Origin of the sequence: Pseudomonas guariconensis, assembly GCF_024127895.1 — a bacterium.
GTDB lineage: Bacteria > Pseudomonadota > Gammaproteobacteria > Pseudomonadales > Pseudomonadaceae > Aquipseudomonas > Aquipseudomonas guariconensis_B.
The window spans coordinates 1-14635 of sequence record NZ_JAMYBK010000036.1 but is presented as its reverse complement, the minus strand read 5'-3'; the positions used below and the strand labels follow the sequence as shown (position 1 = coordinate 14635).

Here is a 14635-nt window from a genome sequence, read left to right as displayed (position 1 = left end):
TATTCTCCTGACTCAAATTGATCGATAACCTCGAAGATTTTTCTTCAAATTCGGCGTGACGCTGACTTAGGGGCGCGGAGGCTGTGTTCCGCATGCAGTTGCACGCTATAAGTCCATGCTAGGAAGGAAAACTTTAGTTGGCACTTCTACATCAGTGTGAGGACAGTACCCATTAGTTAAAGATGGCTATACAAAGGTATCGATAGGGGGCAGTGCGCGGGAGTAAGAGTGGTAGTTATTTTTCAGAGGGCAGTGACTTATGAATTTAGGTCTAGAGCGAACTCGATACAGTCCAATAACTGCTCGGCTTCGAAAGGCTTGGGCAGGCAAGCAACCACTCCTGGGGTCTCCGCACCGATGTACGGTCTTTCTCCGGGGTAGGCGGTGATAAATATCACAGGTGTGTTCAAGCCCCGGGTGCGCAGCGCCTCAAGGAGCTCTACACCGCACATGCCCGGCATCTGGACGTCAGAGATCAAACAACTGGCCAGCTCCAGATATTCTGAGTCGAGAAATTCTCGTGCACCACTGTAAATGTATGCCTGATAGCCACTAGCACGCAGTAGACTTTCCAGCGCAGTGCGAAGGGACTCGTCGTCGTCGACCACTGCAATGACTGCTTTATTGCGAGTATTTGTCTTTTGCATCCTGTGGCTTACTCGTGGCGGTTTCTGCCATATTTGAAAGATACGCTGTCGAGAAAGTCATAGAAGTATACCTAGGTATAGCTGAGTAATCATTTGGTATAGGTATTATAGTGTGTTGTATGGCGTTGATGGTTTTGTTGGTGTCCATGGGCCAATTTATATGTCTGCGGAACCCAGTCTTGAAATCGAGCATAAGCAAGCTCGTTGCTCGTGGAAATGAACTGGAGCAGCGAGGGGAGGCTTGGGTTCAAGCGCATCACACAGATGAACCCATGAGCAAAAAATGCGGGTTGTCGTGCCGGATGATGCAGCAGCTTGGCCACGGGTTGCCAAATATTGAGCCACCTTTTCGACTAAGACACATCTCTCACAACGTCGCATACGGGAACTACCTGTCAGCGACGGTTGCCGCAAAGCGGGTCGATTAATCCAAGGCAGGCATGAGCGTCCGGCATTCTTCTTTCATGAGCGACGGCGGCATATTTCTTGATGCTGATTTGAGCAAAGCAAATTTAGCGGGTAAAGCGGTTGCGGTAGTCGCGCGGGGAGATCGACAGGTGACGCTGGAAAGTACTGCGCAATCGTTCCTCGTCCGCGAAACCGCAAACGCGGGCGATCTGCTCTATGTTGCGTGAGGAGTTTTCCAGCAGGCGTTTCGCCGCTTCCAGGCGGAAAAGTTCGATGGCCTTGGCCGGTGTACGCCCGGTCCGCTGTTTGTACACGCGGGAGAAGTTGCGCAGGCTCATTTTCGCCTGCTCCGCTAGGCGTTCCACGGACAGCTCCGGGTCACCTAGATTCTCCGTTAGCCAAAGGTGCAACTCGTCGAACGCCGGGCTGTCCTGGGTTTGCAATTGCAGCAACGTGCTGTACTGCGCCTGTCCACCAGGGCGTTTGAGATAAACCACCAGTTCCCGTGCAGCCTGCATGCTGATGTCCCGACCGCAATCGGTTTCTACCAACGCCAATGCCAGGTCGATGCCTGCGGTTACACCCGCTGAAGTCCATACAGCTCCTTGCTGGATATAGATCGCATCGGCATCTACTTCCAATGCAGGGAAGCGCTGTTGCAGGGTGTCACACATGGCCCAATGGGTCGCGGCGCGACAGCCGTCAAGCAACCCTGCTTTGGCCAGCAAGAAGGCGCCGCTGCACACCGATGCCACGCGCCGTACACGGGGCGCTGCGTGATTTAACCAGGCCACCAACTCACTATGGCTATCGAGGGCTTCGCAAATGTCCGGTGCGCCGGGAACCACCAGAGTATCGACGGTGGAGAGATCGAGTTGGTCCAGGGCACTGGTATCTACCGACAACCCCTCAACGGTTCTCACCAACCCACCGCGTAGGCTCGTAGTCAGCAGTTGGTAGCCGGGCAGGTCGCGCTGGGCCAGGGCCTTGCTGGCGGCCCAGAACACGGTCTGGGCACCGCTGAGGTCTAGCAGGCCCATTTGTGGGTAGGCGACGAAGGCGACGGTTATCGGTGTCGTCGCAGGGAGTGGGTAAGGGGGGGCAAAGGCGCTTGCCATTTGAGATCAGCCTGTTCAAGGGAGCTATCGAAAGAGGGGCATTGCCCTGGTGGTTAAAGGGCGGATTGGCCGATATTCAGGGTTTTTTGGCCTGGTGGCGCTTCACCTCTCAAGGCTAGCCTTACTTATAGCATCGCAATGAGCGGGTTCATGGTGACTTTCGGAATATCGAAGGTCTAGCCTTATTGGCCAACGGGTTCACGCTTTACCGCAGCCCCTTTCATATATTAGATTTTTTGCCTGCACACCGCGAGTGCTGCGGCTTCAGGAGGCAAGATGAACTCGTCGTCCCATTCCAGTCCGCCGGATAGCTTGAAAGAGCCGGTGGTCTATGTGGTCGATGATGATGAGTCCATGCGTCTTGCCCTCGATGGCCTACTGCGTTCCATCGGTCTACAGGTGCAGACTTTCGACTCCACTCAGGCATTTCTTGCCTGCGCCAGGCGTGATGTCCCCAGTTGCCTGATCCTTGATGTACGCCTGCGTGGTGAAAGTGGGCTCGCATTTCAGGAGCAGATGGAGAAGAGCGGTGCGCGTATGCCCATCGTGTTTATGACAGGTCATGGCGATATTGCCATGACGGTCAAAGCGATGAAGGCTGGCGCCGTCGACTTCCTCGCTAAGCCCTTCCGTGACCAGGATATGCTCGATGCTGTGGCCAGCGGCCTGGCCCGCGATGGTGAGCGCTTACAGGTCGAGAGGTCCAGCGCTGCTCTACGTAAAGCGTTTGACTCACTGACCCAGCGAGAACGCGATGTGCTGCGCTTCGTCATTGCCGGGTTGATGAACAAGCAGATCGCTGCCGAACTCAACCTCAGTGAGGTGACCGTAAAAGTGCATCGTGGTCATGTCATGAGGAAGTTAGCTGCACGCTCCGTCGCCGATCTGGTGCGCATGGCTGAGGCGCTGGGCGTAAAGCCAATGCAGAGAACGATCTGAGACCTGCCAGGCCTTTTTCAGAGCACTCGCTGACCACCAGTTGGGGACAGCCCTCTTCAGAGGTCGAGATCTATGGCCATCAAACAGAAGATTCTGTGGGACGACGGTGAGCGGGTCCTCTTACGCAGTTGTCAGCCTGGTTGTGGCGATTCCGACGTACTGGTGGTATGTCCTGTTGCTGAACATCCATTACCTGCGACTCTTGAGCGGCTAGCGCATGAGTACAGTCTGCGAGAGGAACTGGACAGTGCCTGGGCACTGCGGCCGCAAGCGCTCCATTATGAAGAGGGGCAGACACGCCTGTTGCTTGGTGATCCCGGCGGCGAGCCGCTGTCAAACCTGCTGCTCTGTCCCTTGGAAACCCAAACATTCCTGCGTCTGGCCATCGAGATCGCTGTTGCGTTGCGCCATCTGCATCAGAGTGGTCTGGTGCACAGGGACCTCAAACCCAACCATATTCAAGTCAACTGCACTGATGGCCAGGTACGCCTAACCGGCTTCGGTCTTGCCTCACGATTGCCGCGACAGAGACAGGCCCCCGAGTCTCCGGAGACCATCGCTGGCACCCTGGCGTATATGGCTCCGGAACAGACCGGGCGGATGAATCGCTCCATAGACTCGCGTAGCGACCTCTATGCCTTCGGCGTGGTTCTCTACCAGATGCTCACCGGAACCCTGCCGTTTACCGCCAGCGACCCGATGGAGTGGGTGCACTGTCACATTGCACATAAACCGCAACCACCGAACGAGCGTGTCAGCAGCGTACCGCAGATGCTCTCGCAGATTGTGCTCAAGTTGTTGGCCAAGACCGCTGAGGAGCGCTATCAGAGCGCCGTAGGTGTCGAGTACGACTTACGTCGGTGCTTGGATGACTGGCAGAGAAGAGGGCGGATCAAGGCCTTCACGCTCGACGAGTACGGCACATTCGATCGCTTGTGGGTACCCGAGAAACTCTATGGTCGAGAATATGAGGTAGCGAGGGTGGTTGACGCCTTCGCGCGCGTTGTCGCCAACGGCACACCTCAGCTGGTGCTGGTGTCGGGATACTCCGGGATCGGCAAGTCCTCGGTGGTCAATGAGTTGCACAAGGCACTGGTGCAACCACGCGGGTTATTCGCTGCCGGTAAGTTCGACCAGTACAAGCGCGACATTCCCTATTCGACACTAGTACAGGCGTTCCAAGGACTGGTACGCACGTTGCTGGGCAAAAATGTCGAAGTGCTGGAGGGCTGGCGTGATGCTCTGTTGGCGGCGCTAGAGTCCAATGCCCGGCTTATCACCGACCTGATTCCCGAGTTGCGTTTAATTATCGGTGAACAGCCGGTGGTGGCAGAACTAGAGCCGCAGCAGGCGCAGCGCCGTTTCCTGCTGGTACTGCGTCGTTTCATTGGTGTTTTCGCCCGCGAAGATCACCCGTTAGTACTGTTCCTCGATGACCTGCAGTGGCTGGATGCAGCGACTCTTGATTTGCTGGAGGACTTGCTGACTCACGCTGAGTTGCACCACCTGATGTTGGTGGGCGCCTACCGTGATAATGAGGTAGATGCCTATCATCCGCTGACGGGCAAGTTGCAAGCTATCCGACAGGCTGGTGTGCGCATTGATGAGATCCGCCTTAAGCCCCTGGCCCGTGTGCACATCGAGCAACTGATCGCCGAGTCCCTGCGCTGCCCCCCACCGAGTATCGTGTCACTCGCCCGGCTGGTGCAGGACAAAACGGCCGGGAACCCATTTTTTATAATCCAGTTCCTCCAATCGCTAATCGAGGAAGAGCTACTTACCTACGACCACACAGCCCGTCGCTGGCGTTGGGATGCAGAGCGTATCCACGCCAAGGGTTACACCGACAACGTTGTCGACTTGATGGTGGGTAAGTTGGTGCGTCTGCCACTGGAAACCCGTTTGGCTCTGCAGCAATTAGCTTGCCTGGGCAGCAGGGCGCAGATCGATACCTTAGCGGCCATGCTTGACCTACCGCCTCCTCGAGTGCACTCAATACTTTGGCCCGCGGTGCGCCAGGAACTGGTGGAGTGCCAACAGGGCGTGTGCGCATTCGTCCATGACCGTATTCAGGAGGCAGCATATTCGCTTATCGCTGACGCTGCCCGTGACGAGACGCACCTACGTATCGGCCGTTTGCTGGCTGAGCAGACACCTATGGAGCGGCGTGAAGATGATATCTTTGAAATTGTCGGTCAGCTTAACCGTGGCGCCCGGCTAATCGAAACCCGTGCTGAGCGTGAACAGTTGGCCGAGTTCAACCTGTTGGCCGGGCAGCGTGCCAAAGCCTCCAGCGCCTATAGCTCGGCGCTGTCCTACCTGGGAGTGGGGGCGGAACTACTCGACGGAGATTGCTGGGCGCGTCGCCACGATTTGTGCTTTGCTTTGGAAATCAACCGAGCCGAATGCGAATTCCTCACCGGTCAGCTTGAACAGTCCGAAGATCGTCTCGCTTCCCTCACGTCGCGTGCCGTAAGCACGGTGGAGCAGGCGGCAGTAGCCTGCCTGCAGATGGACGTATACCTCCTGCAGGACCGCAGTGACAGCGCAGTTGCTGTTTGTTTGGCTTATCTTCGTACAGTTGGAATTAACTGGTCAGCCCACCCCGACGATGAACAAGTGCGTCGGGAGTATCAGCAGATCTGGAAACAGTTGGGAGAGCGCAGTATCGAACAACTGATCGATCTGCCGCTCATGGAGGACGCCGCCTCTCTGGCGACGCTTGATGCCCTCGGTAAGCTATTTGCTCCAGCCCTGCAAAGCGACGCCAACCTGGCCTGTATTACTATCTGCAAGGCCGTCAGTTGGAGCCTGGAGCGGGGCAATGGCGACGCCTCCTGCATGCTCTATGCAAATATGGGGAGAGTTGCCGGTCACCGGTTCGGTGATTACGAGTCAGGCTACCGATTTGGTCGACTGGGTTGCGAGTTAGTCGACAGGCGTGGCCTGAGTCGCCATGAGGCACGCACCTATCTGTGTTTCTCGATGTTCGTAGTGCGCTGGATGAGGCCGGTGCGAGAGTGCCGGGATCTTCTGCGCCGGGCTTTCGTAGCCGCCAACCGAGTCGGTGATTTGGCTTACGCTGCCTACGCGGGTAATGGCCATATTTCCGATGTGCTATTTCTTGGTGAGTCGCTGGCTCAGGTGCACCAGGAGGCGGAGCAAGGTCTTGCTTATGCGCAGAAAATTCACTTCGGTCTCGTGGTGGATTTTATCAGCACGCAGTTGGCACTGATTCGAACGCTTCGCGGACGGACCTCGACTTTCGGTTGTTTCGACGATGAGCTGTTCGACGAAAAGCGTTTCGAAGCACACCTGGATCGCACTCCTGGTTTGGTTCTGGCGGCAGCCAAGTACTGGATACGCAAGCTGCAGGCGCGCTACATGGCAGGTGACTACAGTGTGGCATTGCACTGCGTGGCGCAGGCGAAGGCGCTCCTGTGGGGCGTAGCGTCCTTTACAGAAGAAGCCGAGTATCACTTCCACGCGGCGCTGACACTGACAGCCACCTTCGACTCTGTCTCCTCCGACGATCAGCTCAGCCGTCTGCGGGACCTGTCCGGCCATCATGTGCAATTGCAGGAATGGGCGCAGCAATGCTCGGAGTCCTTCACTTGCCGGTTGGCGTTGGTGGGGGCCGAAATCGCCCGCGTCGAGGGGCGGATGATTGAGGCTGAGCTTCTTTACGAAGAGGCCATCCGCCAGGCTCAGGACCATGGCTTTGTCCAGATCGAGGCGCTGGCAAACGAGCTGGCAGGACGTTTCTACGGCACACGCGGTCTGAACAAAGTTGCCCGTGTCTATCTGCAGGATGCGTGTTACGGCTACCGACGCTGGGGCGCTGACGGTAAGGTACGACAGTTGGAGGAGCGTCACCGCTATCTACGTATTGAAGAGCTTGTGCCTGGCCCAACCGCGACTATCGCCACGTCGGTTGAGCACCTCGACCTGGCTACGGTCCTTAAGGTGTCCCAGGCGGCCTCGGGGGAGATCGTCCTAGAGAAGCTGATCGACATGGTGATGCGCACGGCTATCGAGCAGGCTGGTGCCGAGCGCGGATTTTTGGTCTTGGCGGATGCGGGCGAACTGCGAATTGCCGCACAGGCTACCGTCGGCGAGGGTGCGATGCTGTTGTGCAACGAGCCGATTAGTTCGACTGTGCTGGCGGAGTCAGTGCTCTATCAGGTATTGCGTACCGGCGAGAGCTTGTGCCTGGAGGACGCCATGATTGACCCTGCCTTCACTGCCGATCCGTATATCTACCAGCATGGTGCTCGCTCAATTCTCTGTATGCCACTGGTGAACCAAGCCAAGCTCACCGGAGCGCTTTACTTGGAAAACAACCTCTCGGCCAATGTATTCAATCCGGGACGGATCGCCGTGTTACGGCTGCTGGTTTCGCAGGCAGCGATCTCGCTGGAAAACGCACGTCTTTATCGCGATGTAGCCGAGCGTGAAGCGAAGATCCGCCGGTTGGTAGACGCAAACATTATTGGCATCGTCGTCTGGAGTGCAGACGGCGAGATAATCGAGGCCAACGACGCGTTCCTGCGGATGGTCGGCTATGAGCGTGACGAGCTGATGTCCGGGCGCGTGCGTTGGCACGACATGACGCCGTCAGAGTGTCGTAGCGAGAGTGAAAAAGCGCTGGCTGTCGCCATACGTACCGGGCGTGCTAACCCATTTGAAAAAGAGTACATCCGCAAGGACGGTGGCCGGGTGCCGGTGATTGTTGGTCTGGCTGCTTTTGAGGCGAACTTACAGGAGGGAGTGGCCTTTGTGCTCGATCTCACTGAGCGCAAGCAGGCTGAGGAGCGAGTACGTGAGGGTGAGCGCCGTTATCGCGAAGTGCAGACGGAGCTGGCTCATGCCAACCGTGTGGCAACCATGGGGCAGTTGGCGGCGTCCATCGCCCATGAGGTAAACCAGCCGATCGCCGCCACCGTGACCAATGCTAATGCCGCCTTACGCTGGCTTAGAGCAGATCCCCCGGATTTTGGTGAAGTTAATCAGGTGCTGGGGCGCATTATCAAGGACGCCAACCGGGCTGCCGAGGTGCTAGGACGCATCCGCCAATTGATTCGGAAGACACCACCGCAGAAACAACCGGTAGACCTCGGAGCGGCTTTGCTCGAGATGGTCGAGTTCAGTCGAGGCGAGGCCGCCAAGTCCCGCACTGTGGTTCGGGTTGAGCTTGCAGAAGACTTGCCGGAAGTGGAGGGGGATCGGGTCGAGTTGCAGCAGGTGATGCTCAACCTGATCGTCAATGCTATCGAAGCTATGGAGGCTGTCCCTATCGGAGAACGCCAGTTGGTGGTTAGCACCGGGTACGAGGGGGGCGGTGTACGAGTGAGAGTGAGCGACACTGGGCCGGGGTTTGTCGATGGCAATAACGATCTTCTCTTCGCACCGTTCTATACCACCAAGGCCTCTGGCATGGGCATGGGCTTGTCGATCTGCCGCTCGATCGTCGACAGCCATGCTGGTCGGCTCTGGGCCAGCAGCAATCTGCCTCGTGGCGCGGTGATGCAGTTCTCCTTGCCTGCGCTTCTTACGACGAGTGCATGACGCCGCATTCAATAACCATCAGAGCTTGACCTTGACGCTAGCGTCAAGCCGTCAGAGTTGCATCTATCGGAGGTTGACATGCAAATCGGAGAGCTGGCTCTACGCGCTGGCGTCAGTACACGTGCGCTTCGCCACTACGAATCTCGGCAGCTGATCGAGTCGTCGCGACTAGACAATGGCTATCGCGATTACGCCACGTCCATGGTGCAACGCGTGCTTTGGATTCGAGAACTGCTTGAGTGTGGCTTCAGTACCCGACAGATCCACGGCCTGTTGCAGTACTTGGAGGAGGAAGAGGACAGTGAAGGATTCCTCGCCTGCCTGCAGCAGCATCTGGAAAAGTTGGCCGCTCTGGACGCGCTCCAAGTCCAACTGGCCGAACGCCGTAGCCGTCTGGCGGAAAAAATAGGGCGCTATCTGCCTCTGCAGAAGGACCTACTGCGCACTCCCGATTTGCGACTTTTCGAACGAGTTCATTCGCAAGTCACGTTGGAGAAATGATGGGAAAGTTGAAAGATAAGGTCGCATTGGTCACGGGGGGCAACAGCGGCATCGGACTGGCTACCGCGCAACGATTCGTTCTGGAAGGTGCCGAGGTGGTCATCACCGGGCGCCGCTCGGAAGTTGTACAGGAGGCGGTCAGCATCATCGGTGAAAATGCCCTTGGCATTTGCGCGGACGCCAGTCGAGCTGAAGACCTGGACGCACTGTATCGACAGGTTGGCGAGCGCTTCGGACGTCTGGATGTGCTGGTCGCCAATGCTGGAATCATTCGTCCGGCATTGGGTGCCCAAGTCGATGAAGGTCAATTCGACGAACAGTTCGATATCAACGTCAAGGGCGCTTTCTACACCATTCAGAAAGCGCTGCCACTGCTGCGTGATGGAGGCTCAATCGTACTGGTCTCGTCCATTGCACACCTGAAAGCACTGGACGCTCACATAGTGTATGCCGCTACCAAGGCTGCGGTGCGTTCGTTCGCGCGTAGCTGGGCTGCAGAGCTCAAGGGGAGGAACATTCGGGTCAACTGCTTGAGTCCCGGCCCGGTACATACGCCGATTATCGGCAAGATGGGAATCGCAGAGACGCAGTTTGATGAGTTCGAAAAGCAGGTCTCGAGCCTGATCCCGCTCGGCCGTCTTGGACACCCTGAAGAGGTCGCAAATGCAGTGCTGTTCTTAGCTTCGGAAGATAGCAGCTTCATCACCGGCGTTGACCTGTGTGTCGATGGCGGTCTGTCGCAGCTCTGAATGAGAAACGGCCCAGAGCATCAAGCCCTGGGCCTTTGACGCGTATAGGCTTCAGCCCTGGATGAAGGCCAGCAGGTCCGCATTAATGGTCTCGGCGTGAGTGGTGCACATGCCGTGGGGCAGGCCTGGGTAGGTCTTGAGAGTGCCATGTCGAAGTAGCTTGATGGAGAGACGCGCAGAGTTTTCGATGGGAACGATCTGGTCGTCTTCACCATGCAGTACGAGGGTCGGTACGGCGATCTGCTTCAGATCTTCTGTGAAGTCGGTTTCCGAGAATGCCTTGATGCAGTCGTAGTGAGCTTTAGCCCCTCCACTCATACCTTGGCGCCACCAGTTGCTAATCACCGCTTCAGAGACGTTGGCGCCCGGGCGGTTAAAGCCATAGAAGGGACCTGCCGCCACCTCTCGGTAGAAGTTTGCGCGATTGGCAGCGAGCGCTTCGCGGAAGCCATCGAACACCTTCAGCGGTAGACCGCCGGGGTTTTTGTCGGTGCGCAGCATGATCGGTGGCACGGCGCCGACCAGCACAGCTTTGGCGACCCGACCGGCGCCATGGCGGGCGACGTAGCGGGCAACCTCGCCTCCGCCGGTAGAATGTCCAATGTGCACGGCATTTTTCAGATCCAGATGTGCGGCCAACTCCGCCAGGTCGGCGGCGTAGGTGTCCATATCGTTGCCTTTCGCCGTCTGGGACGAGCGTCCGTGACCGCGGCGATCATGGGCAATTACGCGGTAGCCTTTGCTTAAAAAGAACAGCATCTGATTGTCCCAGTCATCCCCTGAGAGTGGCCAGCCGTGGTGAAAAACGATTGGTTGGCCGTTGCCCCAGTCTTTGTAGAACAGCTGTGTTCCATCGCGCAGGGTGAGGTAGCCCGAACCCTGATTTTTGCGAGGGTCTGTTGTCGGGGCGACTTGGGCGTTGCCCGGCTGACCCGCTAATACGGGAACAGCCATGGCCAGCGTGGCAGCCGCTACGCTAGCGCTCGTCAAGGCGCGGCGTGTGGTTCCTTTGGTCTCTTCAGTCATGGTGAAAGCTCTCGTCAGAGTGCCGCTCGTACGGCGAATTGGGGCCGGCCGTATCACGCCCTCAAATTGACGCCTTGATCGTTTTGAAGGCTGGAGTGCCGGTAGACAAACCCTATTCGCCGGGCGGGGACCTCCACCATCGTCCATGGGTATCGAAGCGCCATACTTAGGTTTCGTGTGGGTGTGCAAGAGCTGGAGCGCATAGACGTTAGATAAGCTAACCCAACCCAGTTTGTAGTTAGATCGGAACAGACCACAGTGCGGAAACGCTTCCAGTCAACACCGCCATATTGGCTGTCCTGATCGGAATGCACGATTACCCGTCCCTTAGGCTTGCTACGCCAAGGCGTCATTAGCAGTGCAACTGAAGCCATCTCGCGGGCTAGTGCTGGCTGAATTGACCAAGTGTGCGTTCCGCCGATCATTTTTATTACCGCATTACCCAACGTTGTTAACGTGCAACAGCTGCTTGCAACAGGTGCCCTGGCATTCCTGAGCAAGCCTTTCGAGGTGCTGACCATCATTTACTGGATCGAAAAAGCTGTGAGTATCTGGTGCGGATAAACCAAAGTATGAGAGCCACACACCTTGATGTTAGCCGGGCGCCCCTAGGTAGAGGTGTCTAAGGCTCTGGCGCTTTTCTATCTTAGGGGCACATTCAGCCCAATGGGTCTGTCCACTCAGGGGGATAGACCAGAGCCTGTCTTATTGTCGGCCGAATTCATTAGAGCCGATCCGTTGACTAGAAGGGGAGCACCATGTCGAACCCAAGTAAATGTCCATTCAATCACGTTGCTGGTGGTGGCACGACCAACAAAGATTGGTGGCCGAACCAGTTGCGTGTGGACCTGCTCAATCAGCATTCCGACCGATCCAATCCCCTGGGCGAGAAGTTCAACTACGCCGAAGCATTCAAGAAGCTCGATTACAGGGCGCTGAAGGCCGATCTGGTCAAGCTGATGACCGACAGCCAGGATTGGTGGCCCGCCGACTTCGGCCACTATGGTCCGCAGTTCATTCGTATGGCCTGGCACTCGGCTGGTACCTATCGCACCACGGATGGTCGCGGCGGCGGCGGTCGCGGACAGCAGCGCTTCGCGCCGCTGAATTCCTGGCCGGACAACGTCAATATCGACAAGTCGCGCCGCTTGCTGTGGCCGATCAAGCAGAAGTACGGTCAGTCGATTTCCTGGGCTGACCTTTACATCCTGGCTGGCAACGTCGCGCTTGAGTCCATGGGGTTCCGTACCTTCGGTTTCGCTGGTGGCCGTGAGGATGTGTGGGAACCGGATCAGGACGTCAACTGGGGCGCCGAAGTTGCCTGGCTTGGTGTAGATCCCATGCGGGTCAACGATGAGCGTGAGCTTACGGCGCCTTTCGGCGCGACCCACATGGGGCTGATCTATGTGAATCCAGAAGGTCCCAACGCCAGCGGAGATTATCTGGAGGCCGCCAAGGATATCCGCGCGACCTTCTACCGCATGGCCATGGATGACGAAGAGATCGTCGCCTTGATCGCTGGCGGCCATACCTTTGGTAAGTGTCACGGCGCTGCCCCTGAGTCGCACAAAGGCCCGGAGCCGGAAGGCTCGCCAATCGAAGCCCAGGGGCTGGGCTGGACCAGCAACTTCGGCAGCGGTTTCGGCAAGGATACTGTCTCCAGCGGCCTTGAAGTAACTTGGACGAAAACCCCGGCGCTGTGGAGCAACAACTTCTTCGAAAACCTGTTCAAGTTCGAATGGGAATTGACCCAGTCGCCGGCTGGTGCCAAGCAGTGGGTGGCCAAGGACGCGCCGGAGATTATTCCTGATGCGCATGTAGCCGGTAAGTTTCACAAACCGACCATGCTGACCACCGACCTCAGTCTGCGTTTCGACCCGGAGTTCGGCAAGATTTCCAAGCGCTTCTACGAAGATCCACAGGCGTTCGCTGATGCCTTTGCCCGCGCCTGGTACAAGCTGACCCACCGCGACATGGGGCCGAAAGCGCGTTACCTTGGCCCGGAAGTGCCGAAAGAAGACCTGATCTGGCAAGACCCGCTTCCTGCCGCCACCCACAACCCGACTGCTGCCGATATCGCCGATCTGAAGGCGAAGATCGCAGCCTCCGGTCTGTCGGTGGGTGATCTGGTGTCTGCGGCCTGGGCGTCTGCCTCGACCTTTCGCGGCGGTGACAAGCGCGGCGGTGCCAATGGTGCGCGCCTCGCTCTGGCTCCGCAGAAGGATTGGGCGGTCAACCAACGGGCGCTAAAGATGCTGCCGAAACTGGTGGAAATCCAGCAGGCATCCGGTAAAGCATCCCTTGCCGATGTCATCGTGCTGGCTGGCAATGTCGGTGTCGAGCTGGCGGCCAAGGCTGCGGGTGTCACGGTGGACGTACCGTTCGCAGCGGGCCGTGTCGATGCGCGTCAGGATCAGACGGATGTTGAATCCTTCGATGTGCTGGAGCCGGTAGCCGATGGCTTCCGTAACTACAACAAGGGTAATCTTGGGGTGCCGACCGAGTCGATGCTGATCGACAAGGCGCAGATGCTGACCCTTACTGCGCCGGAACTAACCGCGCTGGTCGGCGGCCTGCGCGTACTGGGTGCCAACCACGACGGTAGCCAGCGTGGCGTGTTCACCGACAAGGTCGGCGTGCTGTCCAACGACTTCTTCGTCAACCTGCTGGACATGGGCACCGTATGGAAGGCTACCGATGACAGCAACGAGGTTTTCGAAGGTCGTACCCGCAAGGACGCGCAGGTGAAGTACACCGCTACTCGTAATGATCTGGTGTTCGGCTCCAATTCGATACTGCGTGCTTATGCCGAGGTCTACGCCAGCTCCGACGGTAAGGAGAAGCTGGTGAAGGACTTCGTCGCCGCTTGGACCAAGGTGATGAACCTGGATCGTTTCGACCTGACCTAAGCCTGAGTGGCGCACTGTTAGTGCGGCAGTAAACCGCAATGTGTCCCTTGATCGGTATCACCAACGCCCTGACTGGTTCGGGGTGTTGGCGCCATAGCTGGCCGCTGCCGCGGACAGATGGGAAGCACAAATGCGGTTTCTAGTGTAGAAATGCCACTGAAAATCTGAGCTAGGCTCTGTAGAAGCGGCCCGCCCGCGGAGGTCCGGAAGTCCAAATGTGTTCTTGCCGTCACCGCCGTACTGTACACCGAGCAAGGAATATAACGCAGGGTAAGTCTGGATCGTCAGCATCCGACTATCGCACGGCAGCCAACCGCGAGGAATTTTAGGTCAACCTCAGGCGTGCGTATCAACGCGTAGTCAGCAACAAAGGGGCGCCAGGTGTCGATGGTATGACGGTGGCCGACTTGGCTGGCTACGTAAAACCGTATTGGCCAACTCTCAGAAGCAGGTTGCTGGCCGGTGAATACCATCCCCAGGCAGTGCGAGCGGTTGAAATTCCCAAACCGCAGGGCAGTACACGGCAACTGGGAATTCCCAGCGTCGTAGATCGCCTGATACAGCAAGCACCACAGCGGGCACCAATAGCCGAGGCTGCGCGTGGTAACGATGGGGTTAGGCCTCCTGATTGAGGTGACAAAAAAGAACCTCCTGCTGACTGAACCGCCCCGGGTTTCGTGGAGGCCTCAACTCTTGAGAAGATGAGGCCATGAAAAAGACTACGACCTACTCCCCTGAAGTCCGTGAACGTGCCGTGCGCATGGTTCTGG

9 protein-coding genes and 2 pseudogenes are annotated in these 14635 nt (G+C 57.5%); 6 read left to right on the top strand and 5 right to left on the bottom strand.

Annotated elements, in window-relative coordinates; all coding sequences use genetic code 11:
• Nucleotides 1-257: 257 nt before the first annotated feature.
• Nucleotides 258-647, bottom strand: coding sequence for a response regulator transcription factor (locus tag NJF35_RS23110; RefSeq protein ID WP_225788731.1), 390 nt, complete (start codon nt 645-647; stop codon nt 258-260).
• A 512-nt stretch (nt 648-1159) separates the two neighbouring features.
• Nucleotides 1160-2173, bottom strand: a complete 1014-nt coding sequence (locus NJF35_RS23105; RefSeq protein WP_253091527.1) for a GlxA family transcriptional regulator — start codon at nt 2171-2173, stop codon at nt 1160-1162.
• A 276-nt stretch (nt 2174-2449) separates the two neighbouring features.
• Here NJF35_RS23105 and NJF35_RS23100 point away from each other — a divergent pair, with 276 nt between their 5' ends.
• The 4 genes from NJF35_RS23100 to NJF35_RS23085 all read left to right on the top strand — a co-directional run bounded on the left by NJF35_RS23100 (nt 2450) and on the right by NJF35_RS23085 (nt 9930).
• Nucleotides 2450-3112 (top strand): response regulator transcription factor, encoded by a 663-nt coding sequence (locus tag NJF35_RS23100; protein ID WP_225788729.1) that lies wholly within the window; start codon nt 2450-2452, stop codon nt 3110-3112.
• A gap of 72 nt (nt 3113-3184) precedes the next feature.
• Nucleotides 3185-8680, top strand: coding sequence for a trifunctional serine/threonine-protein kinase/ATP-binding protein/sensor histidine kinase (locus NJF35_RS23095; RefSeq protein WP_253091526.1), 5496 nt, complete (start codon nt 3185-3187; stop codon nt 8678-8680).
• A gap of 78 nt (nt 8681-8758) precedes the next feature.
• Nucleotides 8759-9181: a MerR family transcriptional regulator gene (locus tag NJF35_RS23090; RefSeq protein ID WP_225788727.1), complete on the top strand. Its 423-nt coding sequence runs from the start codon at nt 8759-8761 to the stop codon at nt 9179-9181.
• Entirely contained in the window at nt 9181-9930 is a 750-nt protein-coding gene (locus NJF35_RS23085) for an SDR family NAD(P)-dependent oxidoreductase (RefSeq protein WP_225788726.1), read from the top strand. Before NJF35_RS23090 ends, NJF35_RS23085 begins: the two co-directional genes overlap by 1 nt.
• Nucleotides 9931-9981: 51 nt before the next feature.
• Here NJF35_RS23085 and NJF35_RS23080 read toward each other — a convergent pair whose 3' ends face one another.
• Both NJF35_RS23080 and NJF35_RS23075 read right to left on the bottom strand, forming a co-directional pair.
• Entirely contained in the window at nt 9982-10956 is a 975-nt protein-coding gene (locus tag NJF35_RS23080; protein ID WP_225788725.1) for an alpha/beta fold hydrolase, read from the bottom strand.
• 263 nt (nt 10957-11219) lie between these two features.
• Nucleotides 11220-11360: pseudogene (locus NJF35_RS23075) on the bottom strand (IS3 family transposase); the annotation flags it as partial.
• Between the two features lie 354 nt (nt 11361-11714).
• Between NJF35_RS23075 and katG the strand changes: the two are divergent.
• Nucleotides 11715-13865 (top strand): catalase/peroxidase HPI, encoded by a 2151-nt coding sequence (gene katG, locus NJF35_RS23070; RefSeq protein ID WP_225788724.1) that lies wholly within the window; start codon nt 11715-11717, stop codon nt 13863-13865.
• A 57-nt stretch (nt 13866-13922) separates the two neighbouring features.
• On the opposite strand, the gene NJF35_RS23065 is transcribed toward katG, so the two are convergent.
• Entirely contained in the window at nt 13923-14189 is a 267-nt protein-coding gene (locus NJF35_RS23065; RefSeq protein WP_262967499.1) for a phage tail protein, read from the bottom strand.
• Nucleotides 14190-14197: 8 nt separating this feature from the next.
• Between NJF35_RS23065 and NJF35_RS23060 the strand changes: the two are divergent.
• Nucleotides 14198-14443, top strand: a pseudogene (locus NJF35_RS23060) (group II intron reverse transcriptase/maturase); the annotation flags it as partial.
• Between the last annotated feature and the right edge of the window lie 192 nt (nt 14444-14635).

What these genes read in the sequence shown, in the direction of transcription:
- NJF35_RS23110 (WP_225788731.1), bottom strand. Translation starts at nt 647, where the DNA reads ATGCAAAAGACAAATACTCGCAATAAAGCAGTCATTGCAGTGGTCGAC.
- NJF35_RS23080 (WP_225788725.1), bottom strand. Translation starts at nt 10,956, where the DNA reads ATGACTGAAGAGACCAAAGGAACCACACGCCGCGCCTTGACGAGCGCT.
- NJF35_RS23100 (WP_225788729.1), top strand. Translation starts at nt 2,450, where the DNA reads ATGAACTCGTCGTCCCATTCCAGTCCGCCGGATAGCTTGAAAGAGCCG.
- NJF35_RS23085 (WP_225788726.1), top strand. Translation starts at nt 9,181, where the DNA reads ATGGGAAAGTTGAAAGATAAGGTCGCATTGGTCACGGGGGGCAACAGC.
- NJF35_RS23105 (WP_253091527.1), bottom strand. Translation starts at nt 2,173, where the DNA reads ATGGCAAGCGCCTTTGCCCCCCCTTACCCACTCCCTGCGACGACACCG.
- NJF35_RS23090 (WP_225788727.1), top strand. Translation starts at nt 8,759, where the DNA reads ATGCAAATCGGAGAGCTGGCTCTACGCGCTGGCGTCAGTACACGTGCG.
- NJF35_RS23095 (WP_253091526.1), top strand. Translation starts at nt 3,185, where the DNA reads ATGGCCATCAAACAGAAGATTCTGTGGGACGACGGTGAGCGGGTCCTC.
- katG (WP_225788724.1), top strand. Translation starts at nt 11,715, where the DNA reads ATGTCGAACCCAAGTAAATGTCCATTCAATCACGTTGCTGGTGGTGGC.